Annotated in this window: 19 protein-coding genes; 10 read left to right on the top strand and 9 right to left on the bottom strand. The window is 60.7% G+C overall.

Going from position 1 to position 17,877, the window contains the following annotated elements:
• Positions 1–100: 100 nt before the first annotated feature.
• Genes ACW9UQ_RS11355 through ACW9UQ_RS11345 form a run of 3 tightly spaced genes read left to right on the top strand, consistent with a single transcriptional unit; the run spans position 101 to position 3,422 of the window.
• Positions 101–1,720 carry a substrate-binding domain-containing protein gene (locus ACW9UQ_RS11355; protein WP_458931133.1) on the top strand — a complete coding sequence of 540 codons (1,620 nt, stop codon included), beginning with the start codon at positions 101–103 and terminating at the stop codon, positions 1,718–1,720.
• Entirely contained in the window at positions 1,720–2,316 is a 597-nt protein-coding gene (locus ACW9UQ_RS11350) for a 5-bromo-4-chloroindolyl phosphate hydrolysis family protein (RefSeq protein WP_458931132.1), read from the top strand. Before ACW9UQ_RS11355 ends, ACW9UQ_RS11350 begins: the two co-directional genes overlap by 1 nt.
• 11 nt (positions 2,317–2,327) lie before the next feature.
• Positions 2,328–3,422, top strand: coding sequence for a hypothetical protein (locus ACW9UQ_RS11345; protein ID WP_458931131.1), 1,095 nt, complete (start codon positions 2,328–2,330; stop codon positions 3,420–3,422).
• Positions 3,423–3,680: 258 nt separating this feature from the next.
• Here ACW9UQ_RS11345 and ACW9UQ_RS11340 read toward each other — a convergent pair whose 3' ends face one another.
• Genes ACW9UQ_RS11340 through ACW9UQ_RS11300 form a run of 9 tightly spaced genes read right to left on the bottom strand, consistent with a single transcriptional unit; the run spans position 3,681 to position 11,662 of the window.
• Positions 3,681–4,832: an alpha-D-ribose 1-methylphosphonate 5-triphosphate diphosphatase gene (locus tag ACW9UQ_RS11340; RefSeq protein WP_458931130.1), complete on the bottom strand. Its 1,152-nt coding sequence runs from the start codon at positions 4,830–4,832 to the stop codon at positions 3,681–3,683.
• Positions 4,825–5,664: an alpha-D-ribose 1-methylphosphonate 5-phosphate C-P-lyase PhnJ gene (locus ACW9UQ_RS11335; protein ID WP_458931154.1), complete on the bottom strand. Its 840-nt coding sequence runs from the start codon at positions 5,662–5,664 to the stop codon at positions 4,825–4,827. The genes ACW9UQ_RS11340 and ACW9UQ_RS11335 overlap by 8 nt, the downstream gene beginning before the upstream one ends.
• 20 nt (positions 5,665–5,684) lie before the next feature.
• Positions 5,685–6,773, bottom strand: coding sequence for a carbon-phosphorus lyase complex subunit (locus ACW9UQ_RS11330; RefSeq protein ID WP_458931129.1), 1,089 nt, complete (start codon positions 6,771–6,773; stop codon positions 5,685–5,687).
• On the bottom strand, positions 6,773–7,210 hold the full coding sequence (phnG, locus tag ACW9UQ_RS11325; protein WP_458931128.1) for a phosphonate C-P lyase system protein PhnG: 438 nt from the start codon (positions 7,208–7,210) through the stop codon (positions 6,773–6,775). The genes ACW9UQ_RS11330 and phnG overlap by 1 nt, the downstream gene beginning before the upstream one ends.
• Positions 7,207–7,974, bottom strand: coding sequence for a class I SAM-dependent methyltransferase (locus ACW9UQ_RS11320; protein WP_458931127.1), 768 nt, complete (start codon positions 7,972–7,974; stop codon positions 7,207–7,209). Before ACW9UQ_RS11320 ends, phnG begins: the two co-directional genes overlap by 4 nt.
• Positions 7,971–9,206 (bottom strand): alpha-D-ribose 1-methylphosphonate 5-triphosphate diphosphatase, encoded by a 1,236-nt coding sequence (locus tag ACW9UQ_RS11315; RefSeq protein ID WP_458931126.1) that lies wholly within the window; start codon positions 9,204–9,206, stop codon positions 7,971–7,973. Before ACW9UQ_RS11315 ends, ACW9UQ_RS11320 begins: the two co-directional genes overlap by 4 nt.
• A gap of 2 nt (positions 9,207–9,208) precedes the next feature.
• Positions 9,209–10,009: a phosphonate ABC transporter, permease protein PhnE gene (gene phnE / locus ACW9UQ_RS11310; protein ID WP_458931125.1), complete on the bottom strand. Its 801-nt coding sequence runs from the start codon at positions 10,007–10,009 to the stop codon at positions 9,209–9,211.
• Positions 10,002–10,790, bottom strand: a complete 789-nt coding sequence (locus ACW9UQ_RS11305) for a phosphonate ABC transporter ATP-binding protein (RefSeq protein ID WP_458931124.1) — start codon at positions 10,788–10,790, stop codon at positions 10,002–10,004. Before ACW9UQ_RS11305 ends, phnE (ACW9UQ_RS11310) begins: the two co-directional genes overlap by 8 nt.
• Positions 10,790–11,662, bottom strand: coding sequence for a PhnD/SsuA/transferrin family substrate-binding protein (locus tag ACW9UQ_RS11300; protein WP_458931123.1), 873 nt, complete (start codon positions 11,660–11,662; stop codon positions 10,790–10,792). The genes ACW9UQ_RS11305 and ACW9UQ_RS11300 overlap by 1 nt, the downstream gene beginning before the upstream one ends.
• A 345-nt stretch (positions 11,663–12,007) precedes the next feature.
• On the opposite strand from ACW9UQ_RS11300, the gene phnC reads away from it, so the two are divergent.
• Genes phnC through ACW9UQ_RS11265 form a run of 7 tightly spaced genes read left to right on the top strand, consistent with a single transcriptional unit; the run spans position 12,008 to position 17,584 of the window.
• The gene (gene phnC / locus ACW9UQ_RS11295) at positions 12,008–12,817 is read left to right on the top strand and encodes a phosphonate ABC transporter ATP-binding protein (protein WP_458931122.1); all 810 of its coding nucleotides are present in this window, start codon (positions 12,008–12,010) and stop codon (positions 12,815–12,817) included.
• A gap of 21 nt (positions 12,818–12,838) precedes the next feature.
• Positions 12,839–13,756: a phosphonate ABC transporter substrate-binding protein gene (gene phnD, locus ACW9UQ_RS11290; protein ID WP_458931121.1), complete on the top strand. Its 918-nt coding sequence runs from the start codon at positions 12,839–12,841 to the stop codon at positions 13,754–13,756.
• A gap of 46 nt (positions 13,757–13,802) precedes the next feature.
• Positions 13,803–14,729, top strand: a complete 927-nt coding sequence (gene phnE / locus ACW9UQ_RS11285; RefSeq protein ID WP_458931120.1) for a phosphonate ABC transporter, permease protein PhnE — start codon at positions 13,803–13,805, stop codon at positions 14,727–14,729.
• A complete protein-coding gene (phnE, locus tag ACW9UQ_RS11280; RefSeq protein WP_458931119.1) occupies positions 14,726–15,577 on the top strand; it encodes a phosphonate ABC transporter, permease protein PhnE in 852 nt (283 codons plus the stop codon). The genes phnE (ACW9UQ_RS11285) and phnE (ACW9UQ_RS11280) overlap by 4 nt, the downstream gene beginning before the upstream one ends.
• Positions 15,577–16,425 (top strand): transglutaminase-like domain-containing protein, encoded by an 849-nt coding sequence (locus ACW9UQ_RS11275; RefSeq protein ID WP_458931118.1) that lies wholly within the window; start codon positions 15,577–15,579, stop codon positions 16,423–16,425. Before phnE (ACW9UQ_RS11280) ends, ACW9UQ_RS11275 begins: the two co-directional genes overlap by 1 nt.
• Entirely contained in the window at positions 16,425–16,979 is a 555-nt protein-coding gene (locus tag ACW9UQ_RS11270; protein WP_458931117.1) for a histidine phosphatase family protein, read from the top strand. Before ACW9UQ_RS11275 ends, ACW9UQ_RS11270 begins: the two co-directional genes overlap by 1 nt.
• Positions 16,976–17,584: a DapH/DapD/GlmU-related protein gene (locus tag ACW9UQ_RS11265; protein ID WP_458931116.1), complete on the top strand. Its 609-nt coding sequence runs from the start codon at positions 16,976–16,978 to the stop codon at positions 17,582–17,584. Before ACW9UQ_RS11270 ends, ACW9UQ_RS11265 begins: the two co-directional genes overlap by 4 nt.
• Positions 17,585–17,877 lie beyond the last annotated feature (293 nt).

Below are 17,877 nucleotides of genomic sequence, written 5' to 3'. Positions count from 1 at the left end.
ATCTGTGAGCAGATCACATGTTGCCTGATGCTCGGCTGGGCACTTGCCGCGGATCGGTGTAAGGCCATGTTGTGAAACGTACGGAGTGTGGGAGCGGGACATGAAAAGCAAGACCGGACCGATCCTTGCAGCATTGGGTATCGCTGCAATCGGCGTCATCTTCCTGATCGGGGTTTTCTTTACGGGCAGGCCGGACGCGACCTTAAGCATCGTCTCAGGCTCGGAAAACAAGGGGTTGGAGCCTATTGTCACCGATTGGGCACGCGCCAACAATATCGACGTCACCATGACCTATCGCGGCTCGGTCGATATCTCCCGCGAATTGTCCAGGGGAAAAGAGGGCGCTTTTGATGCGGTCTGGCCTGCGCACTCGCTTTGGATCGAACTGGGCGACAGCGACAAGGTGGTCAAACACCGGGAATCGATCCTGCGCTCGCCCATCGTCTTGGGGCTGCGCAAGTCCATCGCCCAGCGTTTGGGCTGGATCGGGCGCGAGGATATCACCATTCAGGACATCGCTGCGGCGGCCCGTGACGGCGAATTTCGCCTTTCCATGACCTCTGCAACGCAATCCAATTCCGGGGCTTCGGCCTATATCGGGTTCCTTTATGCGCTGGCGGGCAATCCTGACATCCTGACACAGGACAATCTGAATGACCCGACGGTTCAGGATGGTGTGCGTGATCTGCTGGCGCTGGTTGACCGGTCCTCAGGATCGTCGGGCTGGTTGGCGGATTCCCTGGTTGAAAACCCGCAAGCCTATGACGCGATGTTCAACTACGAGGCCATGGTGCTTGAGGCCAATCAGGAACTGGTGCGCACCGGGCAGGAACCGCTTTATATCATCTATCCGTCCAATGGCAGCTCTGTGGCGGACAGCCCGCTGGGATATGTCTCAAAGGGTGATGATGCGAAAGAGCAGGCGTTTCTAGCGCTGCAAAAACACCTTCTGTCATCCGATACCCAGAACGAAATCACCCGCATGGGCCGCCGGGCTGGGCTGCTGGGGTTGTCAGCGGATGCGACCAGTGCGGCGATCTGGAACGCGGATTGGGGTGTCGATCTGGATCGCAGCATCGCGCCAGTGCCCACCCCGGAAAGCGATGTGATCCGCGAGGCCTTGCGCCTGTACCAGACAGAGTTGCGCAAACCATCGCTGACCATCTGGGTTTTGGATGTTTCAGGCTCCATGAATGGCGAACCGCTGGACCAGTTGAAAGAGGCGATGCGCCTGTTGCTTGATCCCGATGAGGCCGCGATGAACCTGCTTCAGCCTTCGGGCCGGGATATCACGATTATCCTGCCATTCTCCGGCAAGCCCTATCAGCCGCATGTCGTGGTTGGGGCGGATGCGGGTGATCTTTCGGCGGCACTCAGCCATGTCAATGCGCTGCAGGCAGGTGGTGGTACTGACCTTTACGCTGCGCTGACCACCGCGCTAGAGGAATTGGTGCCCTATAACGAAAAAGGTGAGCTTGAGGATTACCTGCCCGCCATTGTCGCGATGACCGATGGTGCGTCGAATACCAGCAATCGCGGGTCGATGATGCGGGCGATGCAGCGTTTGCCGTTTGGCCGTGATGTACCGATCCATTCGATCGCCTTCGGGGATGCTGACGAAGACCAGCTTAAGGAGCTAAGCGAGGCAACAATCGGACGCCTGTTCAAGGCCCGCGGCGATCTGGCCAAGGCGCTGCGCAGCGCCAAGGGCTATAATTGATGCAGCTTGCCGACGGCCCCCGTCAGATCGTTGCAGGCCTTGCGGCCTCGGCGGTGTTTCTGACGCTGTTTTTCGGTCTTAGCCTGGTTTGGTGGCTGGCCTTGGGGCTGTCGGTCGCGACTTATTTCGCGCTTTTGCTTTTGGTGCAGCGCCGCAGGCCGCTGGACGAAGTGCATCTGGCCCAAAGGGTGACGGCTGCCGATATTCGCAAAGCAGAGGTCATGTTGTCCCAGGCCGGAACGCGTCTGGAACGTGCGGCGGTGAACGCCCCCAAACTGGACCGCACTGCGATCGAGGAGATGGCCAAAAACGTCCATTCCATCCGCGAGCGTATTGTCGAGGACCCCGACGATTTCCGTGCCGCGCGCCGTTTTGTCACCGTTTATCTGCCCAAGGTGGTGCAGACAGTGGAAAGCTATACCAAGGTGTCGCGTCAGGCCTCGGGCCGGGCGGCAGAGCGGTTGGAGCAGCTGGGCGAGCAGATACGTGGCTATGCCCCGGTGATCGAACGGATCAACGAAGCCTGCATCGAAAATGACCTTCGCGCCCTGGAGCTTGAGGCGGAGGTTCTGTCAGCCACGCTTGAGCGTACGTAAGGAGTCCCCCCATGAACCGCACATTCGTCGGATTGCTGATCGTCGGTCTGGTCGCCGCTGTTTCGCTGGCGGTCACCATGTTCGATCTGTCCTCCCTGACCCGCAATATTCAACGTCGCGATCCGATTGATCTGGCGCTTTTCTATGGCGGCGAAAAGTCAGCGCTGCTGGCCAATCCGAAGGTGCAGGAGATCATCGAAGACCGCTACAAGGTCACGCTGAATGCCTCTAAGGCCGGGTCGATAGAAATGGCCACGACCTTGCCTGTGACGGGTAAGGACTGCCTTTGGCCGTCAAATGCGGTGGCGGTCGAGTTGGCTCGCGATAGCGGCAAGAACGTGCTGGGGGATGAGACAATCTTTAACTCCCCGGTGGTGTTCTATGCCTGGGCCGAGGTTGCCGATGCGCTGATTGCCAAAGACGTGGTGACCAAGCGCAATGACGGGATGCTGACGGCAGATGTTTCGGCAATCGGCACGCTGATCACCGATGAGGCGCGCTGGAAAGAGGATCTTGGCGTCAATGTCTATGGCCGCTTCAAGGTGTTCTCGACCCATCCGGCCAAATCGAATTCGGGAAATATCTGGGCGGCCCTGCTGGCCACAACGCTGAATGGCGGCGAGACTCCGGTGGCGGCGGATATGGGGACGCTGCTGCCGCAGGTGAAAGCCTATTTCGATCAGATGGGCTATATGGAGGCCTCCTCGGGTGATATTTTTGAGAATTTCCTGAAACAGGGCATGGGCGCGCGGCCGATCATCGTGGGCTATGAAAACCAGATGGTTGAGTTCCTGACCGTCAATGCCAGCTATGCCGACCTGATCCGCGACAAGATCCGGGTGATCTATCCGGAGCCGACGATCTTTGCCTCGCATCCGCTGATCTCCTTGACCCCGGGGTGTAAACGATTGGCCGAGGCGCTGGTGGACCCGGATATCCAGTCGATTGCCTGGTCAGATCACGGCTTTCGCACCGGGTTGATCGGCATCCAGAATAGCCCCGATGATATTGCCGTAACTACGCTGCCCGAAACCATTTCGCTGGTTGCGCCAATGCCATCGGCAGAGGTAATGCATGGGGTGATTGCGATTGTGGATAGTCGCTGAAAGTTGGGTTTAGCGCAAGATTTCCCGAAGAGTATCAGCGCGGAATCAAGGCCGAAGGCCGCCGCGCATCGCCGAGCCGTCCCGTCGGCACGGCGATTGGGTTGGTCTTGGTGCGTCGAATGGGTGGTGCACGCCGGTGCTGGGATAAAGCGACCCGAATACCTTCGGATCGCCGCGCCACGGCTCAGCGATGCTCGACTCCGCACCTAAGACCAACGGGTTACTTGGCGGTTCGCCAATTCTCGAACGCTTAAGCGCTCAATAAACCCGCTGCCCCTCACGCCATACCGATTTCACATGCCGCGCCCGACCCGTACCACCGACGCGCACAAGATCAGCGCGCAGGCCCTGTGTCAGCGCGCCCCGGTCTGTCAGCCGGGCGGCTTGGGCGGCATTGCTTGTGACCATCGCAATCGCGGCGGGCAGGTCGATGGGCAGGCTGTCATCCTCGGCAATCGCAAAGGCCGCGTCCAGCGGCGCGCGCGGCACATAATCGGAGGCCAGCACATCCACAAGGCCCTCGGCCAGCAGGTCGCGCAGCGCGACATTGCCCGATTGCGAGCCGCCGCGCAGATAGTTGGGTGCGCCGCCAAGGATGATCTGGCCAGCAGCGCGGGCATGGCGTGCGGCCTCGGGCGTTGTGGGGAACTCGGAAATCGCGGCTCCCTCTGACACCGCAAGATCGACATGCGCCAGCGTGCGGTCATCATGGCTCATCAGCGGGACATCATGCGCTTTTGCGGCTGCCACGATATGCGCCCGGACCTCTGGCCCGACCTTGGCAGAGCGGTCCAACAGTTCGGCAAGCATCTCCCGGCCAGTAGGCTCGTCCACGCCCATATCGACGATCATGGCGCGGAACCAGCGTTCGACATCCAGCGATTGCCGGTCGCCGGGCGTGTGATCCATCACCGAGATCAGTTGCGGTGCGGCATCCTGAATGATCGCATCCAGAAGGGGCATCGTCTCGGGGTCAGAGATTTCGCAGCGCAGGTGCAAAAGGTGATCGGCGCGCAACTGGCCGCTTTCAGCCAGGGTTTTCAGGGCGGTGACCAACGGCTCCAGTATCTCGCGCCGTTTGGTTTTGCGCATGGTGGCACCAACGCAAAGGCTGTCGAATACGGTTGTCGTGCCACCCGCAATCATCTGCCCGTCATGGGCCATCAACGCCGCCTGATAATCCCACAAGACATGGCTGCGCGGGAAGACATGCTTTTCCACATGGTCCGTGTGCAGGTCGATGATGCCGGGGATCAGCATGTCGCCACCGAAATCGAGACCATCCCGGTGCCCCTCGACCACCTCCTGAATGTGTCCATCCGCGATGATCAGGCCGCCCTCGACCACGCGGTCGGGCAGAACCATGGTCGCATTGCCGATTTCCATGCGGTCCGAGGGGGTATCAAACATCTCTTTCGTCCTTTTGGCGTGCAGCGCAGAAATCAGAGTCGGAGCAGACAAACATCTTGCCGCCCTTGTCATCCAGCAGGATTTCATCCTGATAGACACCCGTGGCCCCGCAGATGGCGCAGGGTTCGGTAAAGACTTGCGGGCGGAACGGGTGGTCGTCGAAATCAAGGCTGACCACCTTGGTATAGGGCGGGACCGCATAGATGCGCTTTTCCCGACCAGCACCAAACAATTGCAGCGCGGGCATATCGGTCATCTTTGGATTATCGAAGCGCGGGATCGGGGTCGGGGACATGACATAGCGATCCTCAACCAGCACCGGATAGGAATGGTTGATGGTGATCCGTCCTGTCGCCGCGACGCTTTCGTACAGCCGCAGGTGCATCAGGCCATATTCGGCCCAGGCATGGATCTTGCGGCATTCGGTTTCCCGCGGTTCCAATCCTCGCATTGGTTCGGGCTGCGGGACCTGCAGGACGATCACCTGATCCTCGGTCAGTGGTTCCTCGGGGATGCGGTGGCGGGTCTGGATGATGCTGGCGGATTTGGTTTCGGTGGTGGTCTCGACATTTGCGGTCTGCGCGAAGAAGCGGCGGATATTGACCGCATTGGTGGTGTCATCGGCGCCCTGATCAATCACTTTCAGCCGATCTTTCGGGTTCAGCAGAGACGCCGTGATCTGCATACCCCCGGTGCCCCAGCCATAGGGGATCGGCATCTCGCGACTGCCAAAGGGCACCTGATAGCCGGGGATTGCGATGGCCTTCAGCGTGGCGCGGCGCACCATGCGTTTGGTGCCCTCATCAAGATAGGCGTAGTTATAGCGCTGCATAGGTTTGGTCGCGGCCTGGGTCATTCGGCTGCCTCCTTCGCGGTGCGCTCGGCCCGCATTTCGCGCAGCATGCGCAATTCAGCCTGAAAATCGACGTAATGCGGCAGCTTGAGGTGCTGCACAAAGCCTGACGCCTCGACATTGTCGGAATGGTACAGGACGAATTCCTCGTCCTGTGCCGGGTATTTGCGTTCTTCCTGAAATTCATCGGCCCGCAAGGCGCGGTCGACCAGCGCGATGGACATTGCCTTACGCTCTGCATGGCCGGGCACAAGGCCGTAGCCCAGGGTGAATTGCGGTGTGTCGCCGGACGCGCCCTTGATCGAGGTGATCATCTGGCTTTCGGTCACGGTGACATCGCCGATATCGATGGCAAAGCCCAGTTCTTCGGGGACCACCTCGACCGGGACTTCGCCCATACGGATTTCCCCGGCATAGGGGTGGTTCGAACCAAACCCGCGCTGGGTGGAATAGGCCAGCCCCAGCAAAAAGCCCTCGTCGCCGCGCGAAAGGTTTTGCAACCTTACATCGCGATCAGCGGGAAAGCCCAAGGGCTGCGTGGTCAGGTCCGCCGGGGCCGGGTCGCCCTGAGGCGGCTCTGCCGGTTCCATGAACCCTTCATTGGCCACCAAATCGGTGACGCGCGGCATGGCCGCATCAACCGGCTGGTCGGCGCGCGGCGGGGCAGGACGATCCTCTGCGCCCATCAGATCGAAGTCCAGCATCCGGTGGGTATAGTCATAGGTCGGACCCAGAACCTGCCCGCCCGGCAGATCCTTGTATGTGGCCGAGACGCGCCGACGGATCGCCATGCGCGCGGTGTCCAGCGGCAGGGCGCGACCGAAGTTTTCCAGCGTGGTGCGATAGGCCCGCAAAAGGAACGCGGCCTCTGTCGCATCGCCCTGAGATTGTTTCAGGGCCAGCGCGCCAAGGTCCGGATCATAAAGAGATCCCTCGGCCATCACCCGGGCCACGGCCAAACCCATTTGTTCGCGGATCTGCGCGACCCCAAGTTCCGGCACGGCTGTGTCGCCGCGCCGCGCTTCGGATACGGCGGACAGAGCGTTCGAGATAGCCTCCTCGCCGCCTTTTACCGGGACATAGGCCATCAGGCTGCTCCTGCGCTGGAGTTGCGTTCCATGGCGAAGAAATCGACCTTGGTCGATGCGGCGGCTTTGGCCGCGTCCTGCCGCGCCGCCGATTGCCGGGCGGCCTCCTGTGCGACAAAACCAGACAGGTGCGTGTCACCAGCCTGCAGCAGGGCATCGCACAGCGCCATGGCTTCGGCCCGGGCCGGATCATGGCCCAGAACGTAGCCAACACCGACCTGCCCGGACAGGCGGCAGGTTGCCCGGGTGACGGTAGCTTGCGACATGGAGAACCGCTGCCCGGTGCCGCCGGCGCGCCCCTCAAGCATGATCATGCCAATCTCGGCCGGGCGGGGCCAGTCGGCGGTTTCAACCGGATGGTCGGCCAGGGCTGCGGTCATTCGGCCCGCATCCGCCCGCGCCAGTACCGACAGCCAGTCACGGCGTGCGTCACTCATGCTTTCCTCGCCATTTTCAGGGTGGTTTCGTAGGTCAGGGTGATCGTGTCCTCAAAGCCTTCGTCGGCGCAGATCTGATACAGATCCTCCAGCACCCGGCCCAGACCGCGAGAATGGACCACGGGCACGCTGACGGATCGGGTCAGATACATCGAGATCAGGTCGCGCACATGCATGGGCCGTTGCCAGTTCAGCGTGGTGGACCGTGTGGCGCGAAAGCCGTTCAGCCCGTTCATCTCGCGCACGGACGGCTCGCGCAGCTTTTGTAGCCGGTCCAGATCCTCGGGCGAGGCGTCGGCGATATAGGCATCCATGCGTTTCAGCATCGGCGTTTCGGCGCGCCGGTTGCGGATCACGGCGATGATGCCGTCAGGTACCAGAACGCGGTGGGCTTCGGCAAAGAATTTCTGCGGCGAGAACCAGTGAAACGCCGTGCAGGCCGTCACCAGCGCGGCAGAGGCATCGGCGGTCGGCAAGGTTTCTGCCGTGCCGTCGATCGGCTGGACATTGGCAAGACCGGCAAAGTTGCGGCGCAGCACCCGGCGCATGTCCGAGCTGGGTTCGACCGCCAGGATATGGGCCCGGTCGCCAAACGCTTTGTGCAGCTGGCGGGTGGAGATACCGGTGCCCGCGCCGACATCAATCACAGCAGCCGCTTCGGGCGCTTGCGTCGCCAGATCATCGAACAGCGCCTGCGGATAATGCGGTCGATAGACGTCATAGGCCTCGGCCAGACCTTCGAAGCGGGCGGCGCTCTCGATCATGGGGTGGCCCCGGCGTAATAGGCGATGTGCCCCGCACTCATGGTCATGCGGATGGCTGGTGTGCCGCCCTCGGGCCATTCGACAAGCACCAGATCGGCACGCTTGCCGGTGGCGATTTCGCCCCGGTCGGTCAGGCCAGAGGCTTTGGCCGGATTGGCCGAAATGGTCGCCCAGATCCGCGCCAGCGATCCGCGCTTCTCGTCCATCAACCGGGCAGCGGCGGCCAGCATTGCGGGATGGTAGTAATCCGAAGCCAGGATATCGCAGACCCCGTCCTCCACCATATCCGCCGCATGGAGCGATCCGATATGACTGCCGCCGCGCACCGCGTTGGGCGATCCCAGAACCACCCATTCACCGCGTGCCTTAGCGGCCTGGGCTGTGGCATCGCACATTGGAAACTCGGCTATGTTGACGCCAAGCCCGGCGAAATAGTCCCGCATTTCCAGCTGGCTGTCATCATGGCTGAGCATTGGGGAATCCGCGTCGCGCCCCAGTGCAGCGACCTGCCGGATGGTGTCATCCACCCTGTCCCGGCGGTCCCACACCTTTGACAGCAGCGCGATATACTCATCCTCGCTGATCCCGGCGCGTTTGGCATTGCCCGCGCAGCGTTGTTTCATACGTGCGTCGGACAGCGGTGCAATCTCGGCCTCGGACAGCTCAAACGGGCGGTCGGTGACATCAATATCAAACGCCCGCATCGCCATGGTGGTGTGATCGTTAAAGGCGATAGAGGGGCGCTTGGGCCCTTGCAGCCGTTCGGCAATCAGATCAAGCGCTTCAAAGGCGAAGGTTTCCCAGCGCAGCTGAATGCGGTTATCGACGGTCAGGCGTGGTTCCAGCCGGTCTTGCGCGGCCATATACTCGGCCCCCCGGTCGATGGCGCGCAGGCCCGGTTCCCAGCTGAGCGTCAGGGCGTGATAGGCCGTGCCGATACCGTTGCCTGCCAGTTGCCGGTCGGTTTCCAGAATGGCGGTATCGGTGGGAAAGAACACCTTGGGTCGCGGCATCAACTGGCGTTCGAAACCGTCGCCATGGATATCGACCAATGCCGGGGCCAGGATCAGGCCGCGCCCGTCGATGCGGTGGCTGGCAGGGCGGTCTGTGCCGATCTCCACGATTTTGCCGCCGGATACGGTAACGCTCACATCCTGAAGCCCATCTTCCAGCAGGACCTGCGCGCCGGTGATCACGGTATCTGCGGTCATGTCTTGTGTTTGCTGGTTCATGGCTATCTCTCCGTTCCGATGATGCGGCTGCGTGCCCAGACGCCAAGCTGTTCGACGGCGATGACGACAACGGCGATCATCAGGATCACGGTCATCGCGGTCGGATAGTCGAACAGATCAAAGCCGACTTTCAGTTCAATCCCGATCCCACCCGCGCCGACAAGCCCCAGAATAGTAGAAGAGCGGACGGCCTTTTCCAGCGCATAAAGCGAGGTCGAGACAAAGGCGGGCATCGCAGCAGGGATCACCGAACAGGCGACCACATCCAGCCGCTTCGCACCTGTTGCGGTCAGCGCCTCGGCCGGGCCCTGATCGACGCCTTCCATATCATCGGCAAAGAACCGGCCGCAAAAGCCGATCGTGTCAACCATGATGGCCAGCATCCCGGCAAAGGGGCCAAGACCGACGGCGACGACAAAGACCAGCGCCCAGGCGATATCGGGGACAGCGCGCAGAAATCCCAGAAAGATGCGCACCGCGCCGTTGACCCAACGCCCGACCACCAGTTTGCGCGCCGCCAGCAGGGCGATGGGCAGCGACAGGACAATCCCGGCAGCCGCCCCGGCTATGGCGATTTGCATGGTTTCCAGCATTTTCCAGGACAACCGGCTTAGGTTATCGGTGGAGGGCGGCCAGGCCCGCGACAGGAAATCCGCCATGGAGGGTGGGGCTTTTGCCAGCTTTTCCAGCGACCAGCCAGCCCCATCGAAGGACCAGACCAGTAGGGCCAGCAAGATTGCATAGGGCAGGAACCGGCCTGCGCCGATGCGCTCAATCCGGGCGGGTGTTGTGATGTCAGCCATAAAGCCCCCTCAGATCAGCGCTGCTAAGGTCACTGGTTAGGCGTGACAGGCTCAGCCCGCCGCCAGCCAGCCCCAGCACCCGGTCGCCATAGCGCAGAGCGTGGTCGATATTGTGAGAGGTGAAGATCACCGTAACACCCTCGCGCCGGACCAGATCGAAGAACAGCTCCATCACTTCTTCGCCCGCTGCCGGATCAAGGGAAGCCGTGGGTTCATCCGCGACCAGAATACGCGGGCCGCCCACCAGCGCCCGGGCAATGGCGACGCGCTGTGACTGCCCGCCGGACAGACGTTCGGCGCGGCGCAGGGCGAAATCCTGCACGCCGACCTTGGCCAGAGCCTCCATCGCCCGGTCGCGCGCCTCTGCCGGGGCAAGCGCCTGCAGCCAGTAGCGTGGACCGGATGTGCTGCCCAAAAGACCGTGCACGACATTGCTGAGCACCGACAGGCGCGGCACCAGATTGTGCTTTTGCGCAACAAGCCCGGTGCGGGCACGCAAACCCCGGCGATCCGACGGCTTCATGGTGGACCAGTCGCGATCCAGCAACCTGATCTGTCCCTCGGTCGCGGGCAACAGCCCCAGACAGCAGCGCAACAGCGTCGATTTCCCGGTGCCGTTAGAGCCGACCAGGGCAACCGATTCCCCGCGCTGCACCTTGAAATCGACGCCTGAAAAAACCCAAGGGCCGTCCGCATAGCGCTTGGACAGCCCGGTGACCTCAAGATCGAGGCCAGAGGTCGGGGCGTCCACCGCCCCGACGGTTTTTACATCCAGCGGCATTATTCGCCGATGAAGTTGTCAAATTGCGGGTAACCCGCGTTGGAATACATCGAACGGACGATGTTGTAGGCACCGTCTTCGATGGCCACGAGATCCATGCCGACATATTTGTCATTTTCCTCATGCGCGGTGATCCCGGCGATGACGGTTTCTTTGTTGTTCAGGATACCGTCGCGAACCTTGGCCGCAGCCTCGGCCGGGACATGCGCGCCGACCATTATCATGTCATTGGGCAGATCGCCGGACCGCGCAAGCATCTTGAAGAAACCGTAAGGCACGCTGTCGTCTTTGTTGCGCGCCCCGTTGATCCAGGAATTGGCGTTGGTGCCGATGGCCGCGACATCACCCTTCTTCAGCGATTCGTGGGCGATGTTGCGTGAGGTGTGGACCTTTTCGACATCGTTCACCGGATCAACACCGAAATCCGCCATCAACTGCATTGGGCACAGCATGTTGGAGGTCGACCCGATATCGCCGAACGCCACTTTCTGACCCTTAAGATCAGCCATGGAGTTGATGCCACTATCAGCGCGCACCACGATGGCGCAGTGATAGTCCGGGCGGCCAAGGCCGATCAGCGGGGTTGCCTTGGTCAGTTTGTTGATGACGATGTACTCGGCCGGGCCGGAGATCACGAAATCCACGTTCTCGCCGCGCAGCGCTTCGGCCGCTGCGGTGCGGGAGTTTACGGCGTAGAATTCAAAGGTCTCACCTGTTGCCGCTTCCAGTGCGGCCTTGAACGGACCCCATTCGGTTTGCAGGCGTTCCATACCTTCCACATCCGTGACGGCAATTTTCCAGGTTTCTGCAATACTTGCGACAGCGCTGAGCGCAGCCAGTGCGCCGCCGATGATCATGTGACGAAGTGCCATTTCCTAAGTCCCCTTGTTGGAAAGATCGGCCTTTGGTTAGCGCGCGCAGTTAAAGGGTCGGTGTCGGTTTGGTGGCGGTTCTATTGCAGATGATTTGCGGTTTCGTGACAGTCGGCAGGGCAGGGCGCTGAAATGTCATTGTTTTTATTGAACCGGGGCGCTTCTGTGGCGGATGGAACAAGTAAAAACAACCCTGGATTGTGTCGCGGACGCGCCGACCCAGCTGCGTCCGTTAAAAAACAACGCAGTAGGTGCGTTGGTGTCGTCAAACCGCCATATCTCTGTCGCTGAACTTTGGCCGCGGGGCCACTGAGCTTTCAAAAAACACCCCTATCAGACCGAGCCATGGAACGTGGAACCTTGACCATCACCGATCTGGCCCGGCGCTTCGATCAGACGCTGGCCGTCGATAACGTAAACCTGACCATCGGACCCGGAGAGTTCGTTGGCATCATCGGGCGCTCGGGCGCGGGCAAGTCGACCTTGCTGCGCTTGCTGAACCGCCTGACGCCGCCCAGCTCTGGCAAGATTGAATGCGATGGGCGCGATGTCACGGCGATGAAGGGCAAAGCGCTCAGGCAGTGGCGTGCCGAATGCGCCATGATCTTTCAGCAGTTCAATCTGGTGGAGCGTCTGGACGTCCTGACCAATGTTCTGGTCGGGCGGTTGGCGCATCATGGATTTCTGAGTGCGATGGCCATGCGCTTTACCGATGCCGAACGCACCATGGCGATTGAGGCGCTGGATCGGCTGGATCTGGCCCCGCAGGCGCTGCAGCGCGCGGGCACACTTTCAGGCGGGCAACAGCAGCGTGTGGCGATTGCCAAAGCGCTGGTGCAGAACCCGCGCATCATGCTGGCGGATGAGCCTATTGCCTCGCTCGATCCGGCCAATGCGACCAAGGTGATGGAGGCATTGCGCACCATCAATGTCGATGACGGCCTGACCGTCCTGGTCAACCTGCACACACTGGATACCGCCCGGGCCTATTGCGACCGCATCATTGCGATGCGCGAAGGCCGGGTGATGTTTGATGGCAGTGCCGCCCAGCTGACCGCTGGCGTGGTGCGCGACATCTATGGAACTGACGACCTTTCGGAAATTGATGAGGCCGTCACCTCGACCGCCACCCGGATCACCGAGCCGGCGGATTAACCAACCAAAGGGGGAACCCCAATGCGTTTGCTGACCACCACCGCCCTTGCGGCCCTGATCGCTGTACCGGCCCTCGCCGAAGGCTGGCAGGACAACTACAAAACCGTTCGTTTCGGCATCCTGTCGGGCGAAAACGAAAAGGACCGTCTGGCCCGCAACGAACCGCTGCGCGCCTATCTGGAAAAAGAGCTGGGCGTTAAGGTCGAAATCTTCACCGCGGGCAACTATGATGGTGTGATCCAGGCGATTGCCGCTGATCAGATCGAAGTTGCACGCTTCGGCTCCTCCTCCTACGCGGCAGCCTACACCGCCACCGAGGGCAATGTTGTCCCGACGCTGACAACGCTGAAACAGGACGGCACAACCGGCTATTACTCCATCGTTGTCACCCGCTGTGACAGCGGCATCAAAAGCCTGGAAGATGCCAAGGGCAAGGTCCATGCGTTTGCGGACCCGGACAGCACCTCGGGCTATGCCGTTCCTTACTTCAACATGGTTGAGCGCGAAGGCTTCAAGCCGGAAGAGCATTTTGGCAATGTGTCATTCTCCGGCAGCCACGAGGCTGGCGTGACCGGTGTTGTGAACGGTACGTTTGACACCGCATCGACCTATATGAACAACCCTGAAAACTCCGTCTACACACGGATGGAAAGCAAGGGCATGATCGAGCCTGGCTTGGTTTGCACCATCTGGGAAAGCCCGGAAATCACCTCCGGCCCCTGGACCTTCCGCAAGAACCTGCCGGAAGACATGATCGAAGACCTGACCGCCGCAATCGAGGCTTTCCCTGAAGCTGATCCTGAGGGCTACAAGCTGTATTCCTCGTTCGATCCTGATGATGCGAACCCCGACGTTGGCTTCAAGCGTGTCAGCCATGACCGCTACCAGTGGATTGTCGATATGCGCGCCTGGCTGAAGCAGCAGCGCCGCGACAGCTGATCAGACAAAGGGCGGCCCTGCCATCAGGGCCGCCCGTTTTTATCCCATGACCCTTACAGCCGATTCTGGCCATTTGAGCGCAATCGAAAGCTTCGAGCGCGCTTATGCCGAGCAACGCCGCATTGCCCGCACCAACTGGTGGGTGGGCATGGGGATTTTCCTTGTCATTCTGGCGGTCGCCGCCTGGATGTCAGATTTCTTCAAGATGACGCCCGTCACCCTGCCAGGTGGCGACCGGGTGGAGCGCTGGATCATCCCGGCGGGCATACCCCGATTGGGCGAATATCTTGAAAAGACGCTGCCCATTTTGCGGTGGGACAGTCTGGGCGCAGATCTTGCCGAATGGTTCTGGCGCTGGAAGGTGTGGCTGCGGCTGTTGCTGGAAACCATCCTGATTGCCTTTATGGCCACCACCTTTGGTGTGATCGGCGGGTTTCTGTTGTCCTTTCCAGCCGCGCGCAATCTGGCACCCAACAAATGGGTGCTGTGGATCACGCGCCGTTACCTTGAGATCGCCCGCACCGTGCCGGAACTGGTTTGGGCGCTGATCTTTGTCTTCTGTTTCTCAGTCGGGCCAATGGCCGGGGTGCTGGCCATTGGGCTGCATGCCACCGGGGCGCTTGGGAAGCTTTATTCTGAAGTGAACGAGAATATCGACATGGGGCCGCTTGAGGGCGTGAAAGCCGCCGGAGGCTCTTGGTTTGACCAGATCCGCTATGGAGCGGTGCCGCAGGTTCTGCCCAATATCATCAGCTACACGCTGCTGCGGTTTGAGATCAATGTCAGGTCTTCGTCTATCATCGGATATGTCGGCGCTGGCGGTCTGGGGCAGGAAATCCGTACGGCGATGAGCCTGCAGGAATACACCGATCTGTCGGCGCTGTTCGTGATCATTCTGGTGACGGTGATCGTCATCGACTACGGCTCGGAAAAGCTGCGCCACCGGGTCATCGGGTTGGAGGATCGGACATGACGCCGGAACGTATCGCTGCTGCCAGGGCCATGCATCCCACGGCCTTTCGTGCGCCGTTGCCGGTGCGTATCCGGCGCACCGCCCTCTGGATCGGCTTTGTCGCGCTGTTCTGCTATTGCCTTTACGCCTTCAACTTCTCACCCGCGCGCATCTGGACCGGGCTGGGGCGTTTGGGCAACGTGATGTCGTTCATGTTCCCGCCGCATACCTGGGACAACTGGATGGATTTCTCGGAAATCCTGAATGGGCTGGGTGAGACATTGGCGATGGCGTTCATGGGCACGCTGCTGGGGTCAATCTTTGCCTTTCCGCTGTCATTCCTGGGGGCAAAGAACATCACCCGGTTCTGGCCGCTGCGCATGACGACGCGGCGCGGCTTTGACGTGATCCGGTCGTTTGAGACGATCATCTTGGCGCTGATATTCATCCGGGCCTTTGGCCTTGGCCCGCTGGCCGGGGTCCTTGCGATTGCCGTGTCTGAAATCGGCACCTTCGCCAAACTGTTTTCCGAGGCGATCGAGAACACCTCCAATAAACCGGTGGAGGGGGTCCGGGCTTCGGGCGGGTCCGAGACACAGGCTGTGCGTTTTGGGATGATGCCGCAGGTCACCCCAGTGATCCTGTCGATCATCCTTTATAACTTTGAATCCAACGTCCGCTCTGGCACCATCCTTGGCATTGTCGGCGCGGGTGGGATCGGGTTCCTGCTGTCTGACCGGATCGCGGCCTATCGCTGGAACGAAGCCTGGTCGATCATCTTCCTGATCATCTTTATGGTTTACATCATTGACTGGCTGTCGGCTAAGGTGCGGCAACGGGTTATCGGAGAAATGGGGCGTGTCGGCTGATGTCTGAGTTTGTTGTTGAGGTAAAGGTTGCAGCGACTGGTGCGCCCTTGATTGCACCTGTTGGGATGAATACGCCGCAGGCCACGATCCGGGGCAGCGATGTCTCTGGCGGTACGGTGCGTGAGATTACCGAAACCCATACCGGGCAGACCGTTCTGCTGGTTGCGCCAACCGCAGATCAGGTCCTGTTTCGCTACAGCTATGACGATCAGCCGGGGGCATACCCGCAGGCGATGTTCACCCCGATCCCGTCCCGCTTTACCCGCGCGGCCGAGGATCTGCTGGCCGAGGCTGTGGGGGATGCCGGCACTGGCGATGATCTGAGCCGCAGCATTGCGGTGGCTTGTGCAACCGCCGAACGCTTTACCTATGGCCATCCAGAAGAGCGGTTCAATGACGGGTTGGACGAAGTGCCCGCGCTGGGCTGCGGTTTGGCCGAAGGGTCTTGCGTCGATATCAACACCTATTTCATCGCGGCCCTGCGGGCGTGCGGCATCCGGGCGGGCTATGTCACCGGGGCGTTCTTTCCGGCAGAGAAACGTGACTGGTGCAGCGATATGCATTGCTGGGTGGTGACCGAAATCGACAGCCAGACCCAGGAATGGGATATCGCGCATCACCTGAAACTGGGCACCCGGGACATTCGGCCCGCCCTGAACCCCAAGCCCGGATTTCGCGCCGCTGTCGCCCATTCCATGGGGCTTGATCTGCCAGAGGCCGGGGCGATGGGGATCAAGCTGCTGTCTGAACCGGTTGAGGTGATCGATGGCAAGGTCCGCTGGATCGAGGATAAATCCATCCGCCTGATCGGCGCCCAGGCCGATATACAGGGCACCGCTGCTGAATGATGGCAACGATCCTTCTGATCCGGCACGCGCAGACACAGGCGCAGCATCCCGAGGCCGAGCTGACCGAGGATGGGTTTGCGCAGGCGCAAGCTCTGGCACCAAGGTTGGTGGAGCTTGGCGTCGATGCAATCTATTCCAGCCCCTATCGCCGCGCCATCCAGACGGCGGAACCGTTCGCTGCGCAGGCAGGTCTGGACCTCATGGTGCTTGAGCCGCTGCACGAACGCGTGCTGTCGCCCGTGCCGTTGGAGGATTGGGAAGAACATCTCCGCCTGTCCTTCGCCGACCGCAGTCATGCCGCACCTGGGGGCGAAAGCAATGATGACGTGGCCGCGCGCGTGCTGCCCGCACTGACACAGGTGGCTGCGGCGGGTCACACGCGCCCGGCGGTGGTCACCCATGGTGGGGTGATCTCTGGCCTGCTGCATATTGTTGATCCGGGGTTTGGATTCGAAGCCTCCCGCGGGTTGACCAACCCTGATCTCTATGACCTGACTTTGCGTGGCGGCCTTCCCGTCGCCTTCCGCCATTTGCCATTGAAAGTGCCTGCATGAAACGCCTGACCGAAGCCCCGAATATCTACGACACCGCCACCGTCATTGATTGCAAACTTGGCCGCTGGACCGAGATTATGGCCGATGTCAGCATGCGCGAGGTCGAGTTTGGCGACTATTCTTATATCGTGCGCGGCGGCAATGTGGTCTGGGCCACAATAGGCAAGTTCTGCTCAATCGCCGAAGGGGCGCGGATCAATCCCGGCAACCACGCCACCTGGCGCGCCAGCCAGCACCATTTCACCTATCGCGCCGAGATGTTCGATCTGGGCGAGGATGACGCAGAGTTTTTCCAGTGGCGCAAGGATCACTGGGTGACCATCGGCAACGATGTCTGGATCGGCCATGGCGTGACAATCCTGGCAGGCGTCACAATAGGTGATGGCGCGGTTGTTGGGGCAGGAGCCGTCGTGTCCAAAAACGTCGCCCCTTACGAGATCGTTGGCGGCGTCCCCGCCAAGCACCTGAAACGCCGCTTCACCGAAGCGCAGGCCGAGGCCCTGCAGCGCATCAAATGGTGGGACTGGAGCCACGACCAGTTGCGCGCGGCCTTACCAGACATTCGCAAACTTTCGATTGATGAGTTTATTGAGCGGTATGGGTGATACCCGCAGGGGCCTAGTGCCATTCAGGGCTGTAAAACAACGCAAAAATGGCTGATGCTGTCGGTAGCCGACAATACAGCTCAATGTTGGCGAAACGATATAGCAATAACAATCGGGGCTGTATCAGCCAACACAAAGTAGCAATCATTCTAGGCGGCGTCTGCATTTAGGGGATTCCCAAATCATCTCCTGTTTGATTCAAGATCAAAAACGGGAGGCGATCTTGAGCAGACGGACTTTGACAGACAGGCAGTCACTGCCCGGCAGGCGATTGCGCAGCAATCTGCCGAGAG

Source organism: Halovulum sp. GXIMD14793, from assembly GCF_054457435.1.
Note: the sequence above shows the minus strand (reverse complement) of the source record. Positions and strands in the feature narration are given on the sequence as shown.

Coding starts and splice junctions, on each gene's coding strand:
- ACW9UQ_RS11335 (WP_458931154.1), bottom strand. CDS start 5,664: ATGCAGCGCTATAACTACGCCTATCTTGATGAGGGCACCAAACGCATG.
- ACW9UQ_RS11355 (WP_458931133.1), top strand. CDS start 101: ATGAAAAGCAAGACCGGACCGATCCTTGCAGCATTGGGTATCGCTGCA.
- ACW9UQ_RS11345 (WP_458931131.1), top strand. CDS start 2,328: ATGAACCGCACATTCGTCGGATTGCTGATCGTCGGTCTGGTCGCCGCT.
- ACW9UQ_RS11315 (WP_458931126.1), bottom strand. CDS start 9,206: ATGAACCAGCAAACACAAGACATGACCGCAGATACCGTGATCACCGGC.
- phnE (WP_458931125.1), bottom strand. CDS start 10,009: ATGGCTGACATCACAACACCCGCCCGGATTGAGCGCATCGGCGCAGGC.
- ACW9UQ_RS11350 (WP_458931132.1), top strand. CDS start 1,720: ATGCAGCTTGCCGACGGCCCCCGTCAGATCGTTGCAGGCCTTGCGGCC.
- ACW9UQ_RS11300 (WP_458931123.1), bottom strand. CDS start 11,662: ATGGCACTTCGTCACATGATCATCGGCGGCGCACTGGCTGCGCTCAGC.
- phnD (WP_458931121.1), top strand. CDS start 12,839: ATGCGTTTGCTGACCACCACCGCCCTTGCGGCCCTGATCGCTGTACCG.
- ACW9UQ_RS11340 (WP_458931130.1), bottom strand. CDS start 4,832: ATGTTTGATACCCCCTCGGACCGCATGGAAATCGGCAATGCGACCATG.
- phnE (WP_458931120.1), top strand. CDS start 13,803: ATGACCCTTACAGCCGATTCTGGCCATTTGAGCGCAATCGAAAGCTTC.
- ACW9UQ_RS11320 (WP_458931127.1), bottom strand. CDS start 7,974: ATGATCGAGAGCGCCGCCCGCTTCGAAGGTCTGGCCGAGGCCTATGAC.
- ACW9UQ_RS11265 (WP_458931116.1), top strand. CDS start 16,976: ATGAAACGCCTGACCGAAGCCCCGAATATCTACGACACCGCCACCGTC.
- phnG (WP_458931128.1), bottom strand. CDS start 7,210: ATGAGTGACGCACGCCGTGACTGGCTGTCGGTACTGGCGCGGGCGGAT.
- ACW9UQ_RS11270 (WP_458931117.1), top strand. CDS start 16,425: ATGGCAACGATCCTTCTGATCCGGCACGCGCAGACACAGGCGCAGCAT.
- phnE (WP_458931119.1), top strand. CDS start 14,726: ATGACGCCGGAACGTATCGCTGCTGCCAGGGCCATGCATCCCACGGCC.
- phnC (WP_458931122.1), top strand. CDS start 12,008: ATGGAACGTGGAACCTTGACCATCACCGATCTGGCCCGGCGCTTCGAT.
- ACW9UQ_RS11275 (WP_458931118.1), top strand. CDS start 15,577: ATGTCTGAGTTTGTTGTTGAGGTAAAGGTTGCAGCGACTGGTGCGCCC.
- ACW9UQ_RS11305 (WP_458931124.1), bottom strand. CDS start 10,790: ATGCCGCTGGATGTAAAAACCGTCGGGGCGGTGGACGCCCCGACCTCT.
- ACW9UQ_RS11330 (WP_458931129.1), bottom strand. CDS start 6,773: ATGGCCTATGTCCCGGTAAAAGGCGGCGAGGAGGCTATCTCGAACGCT.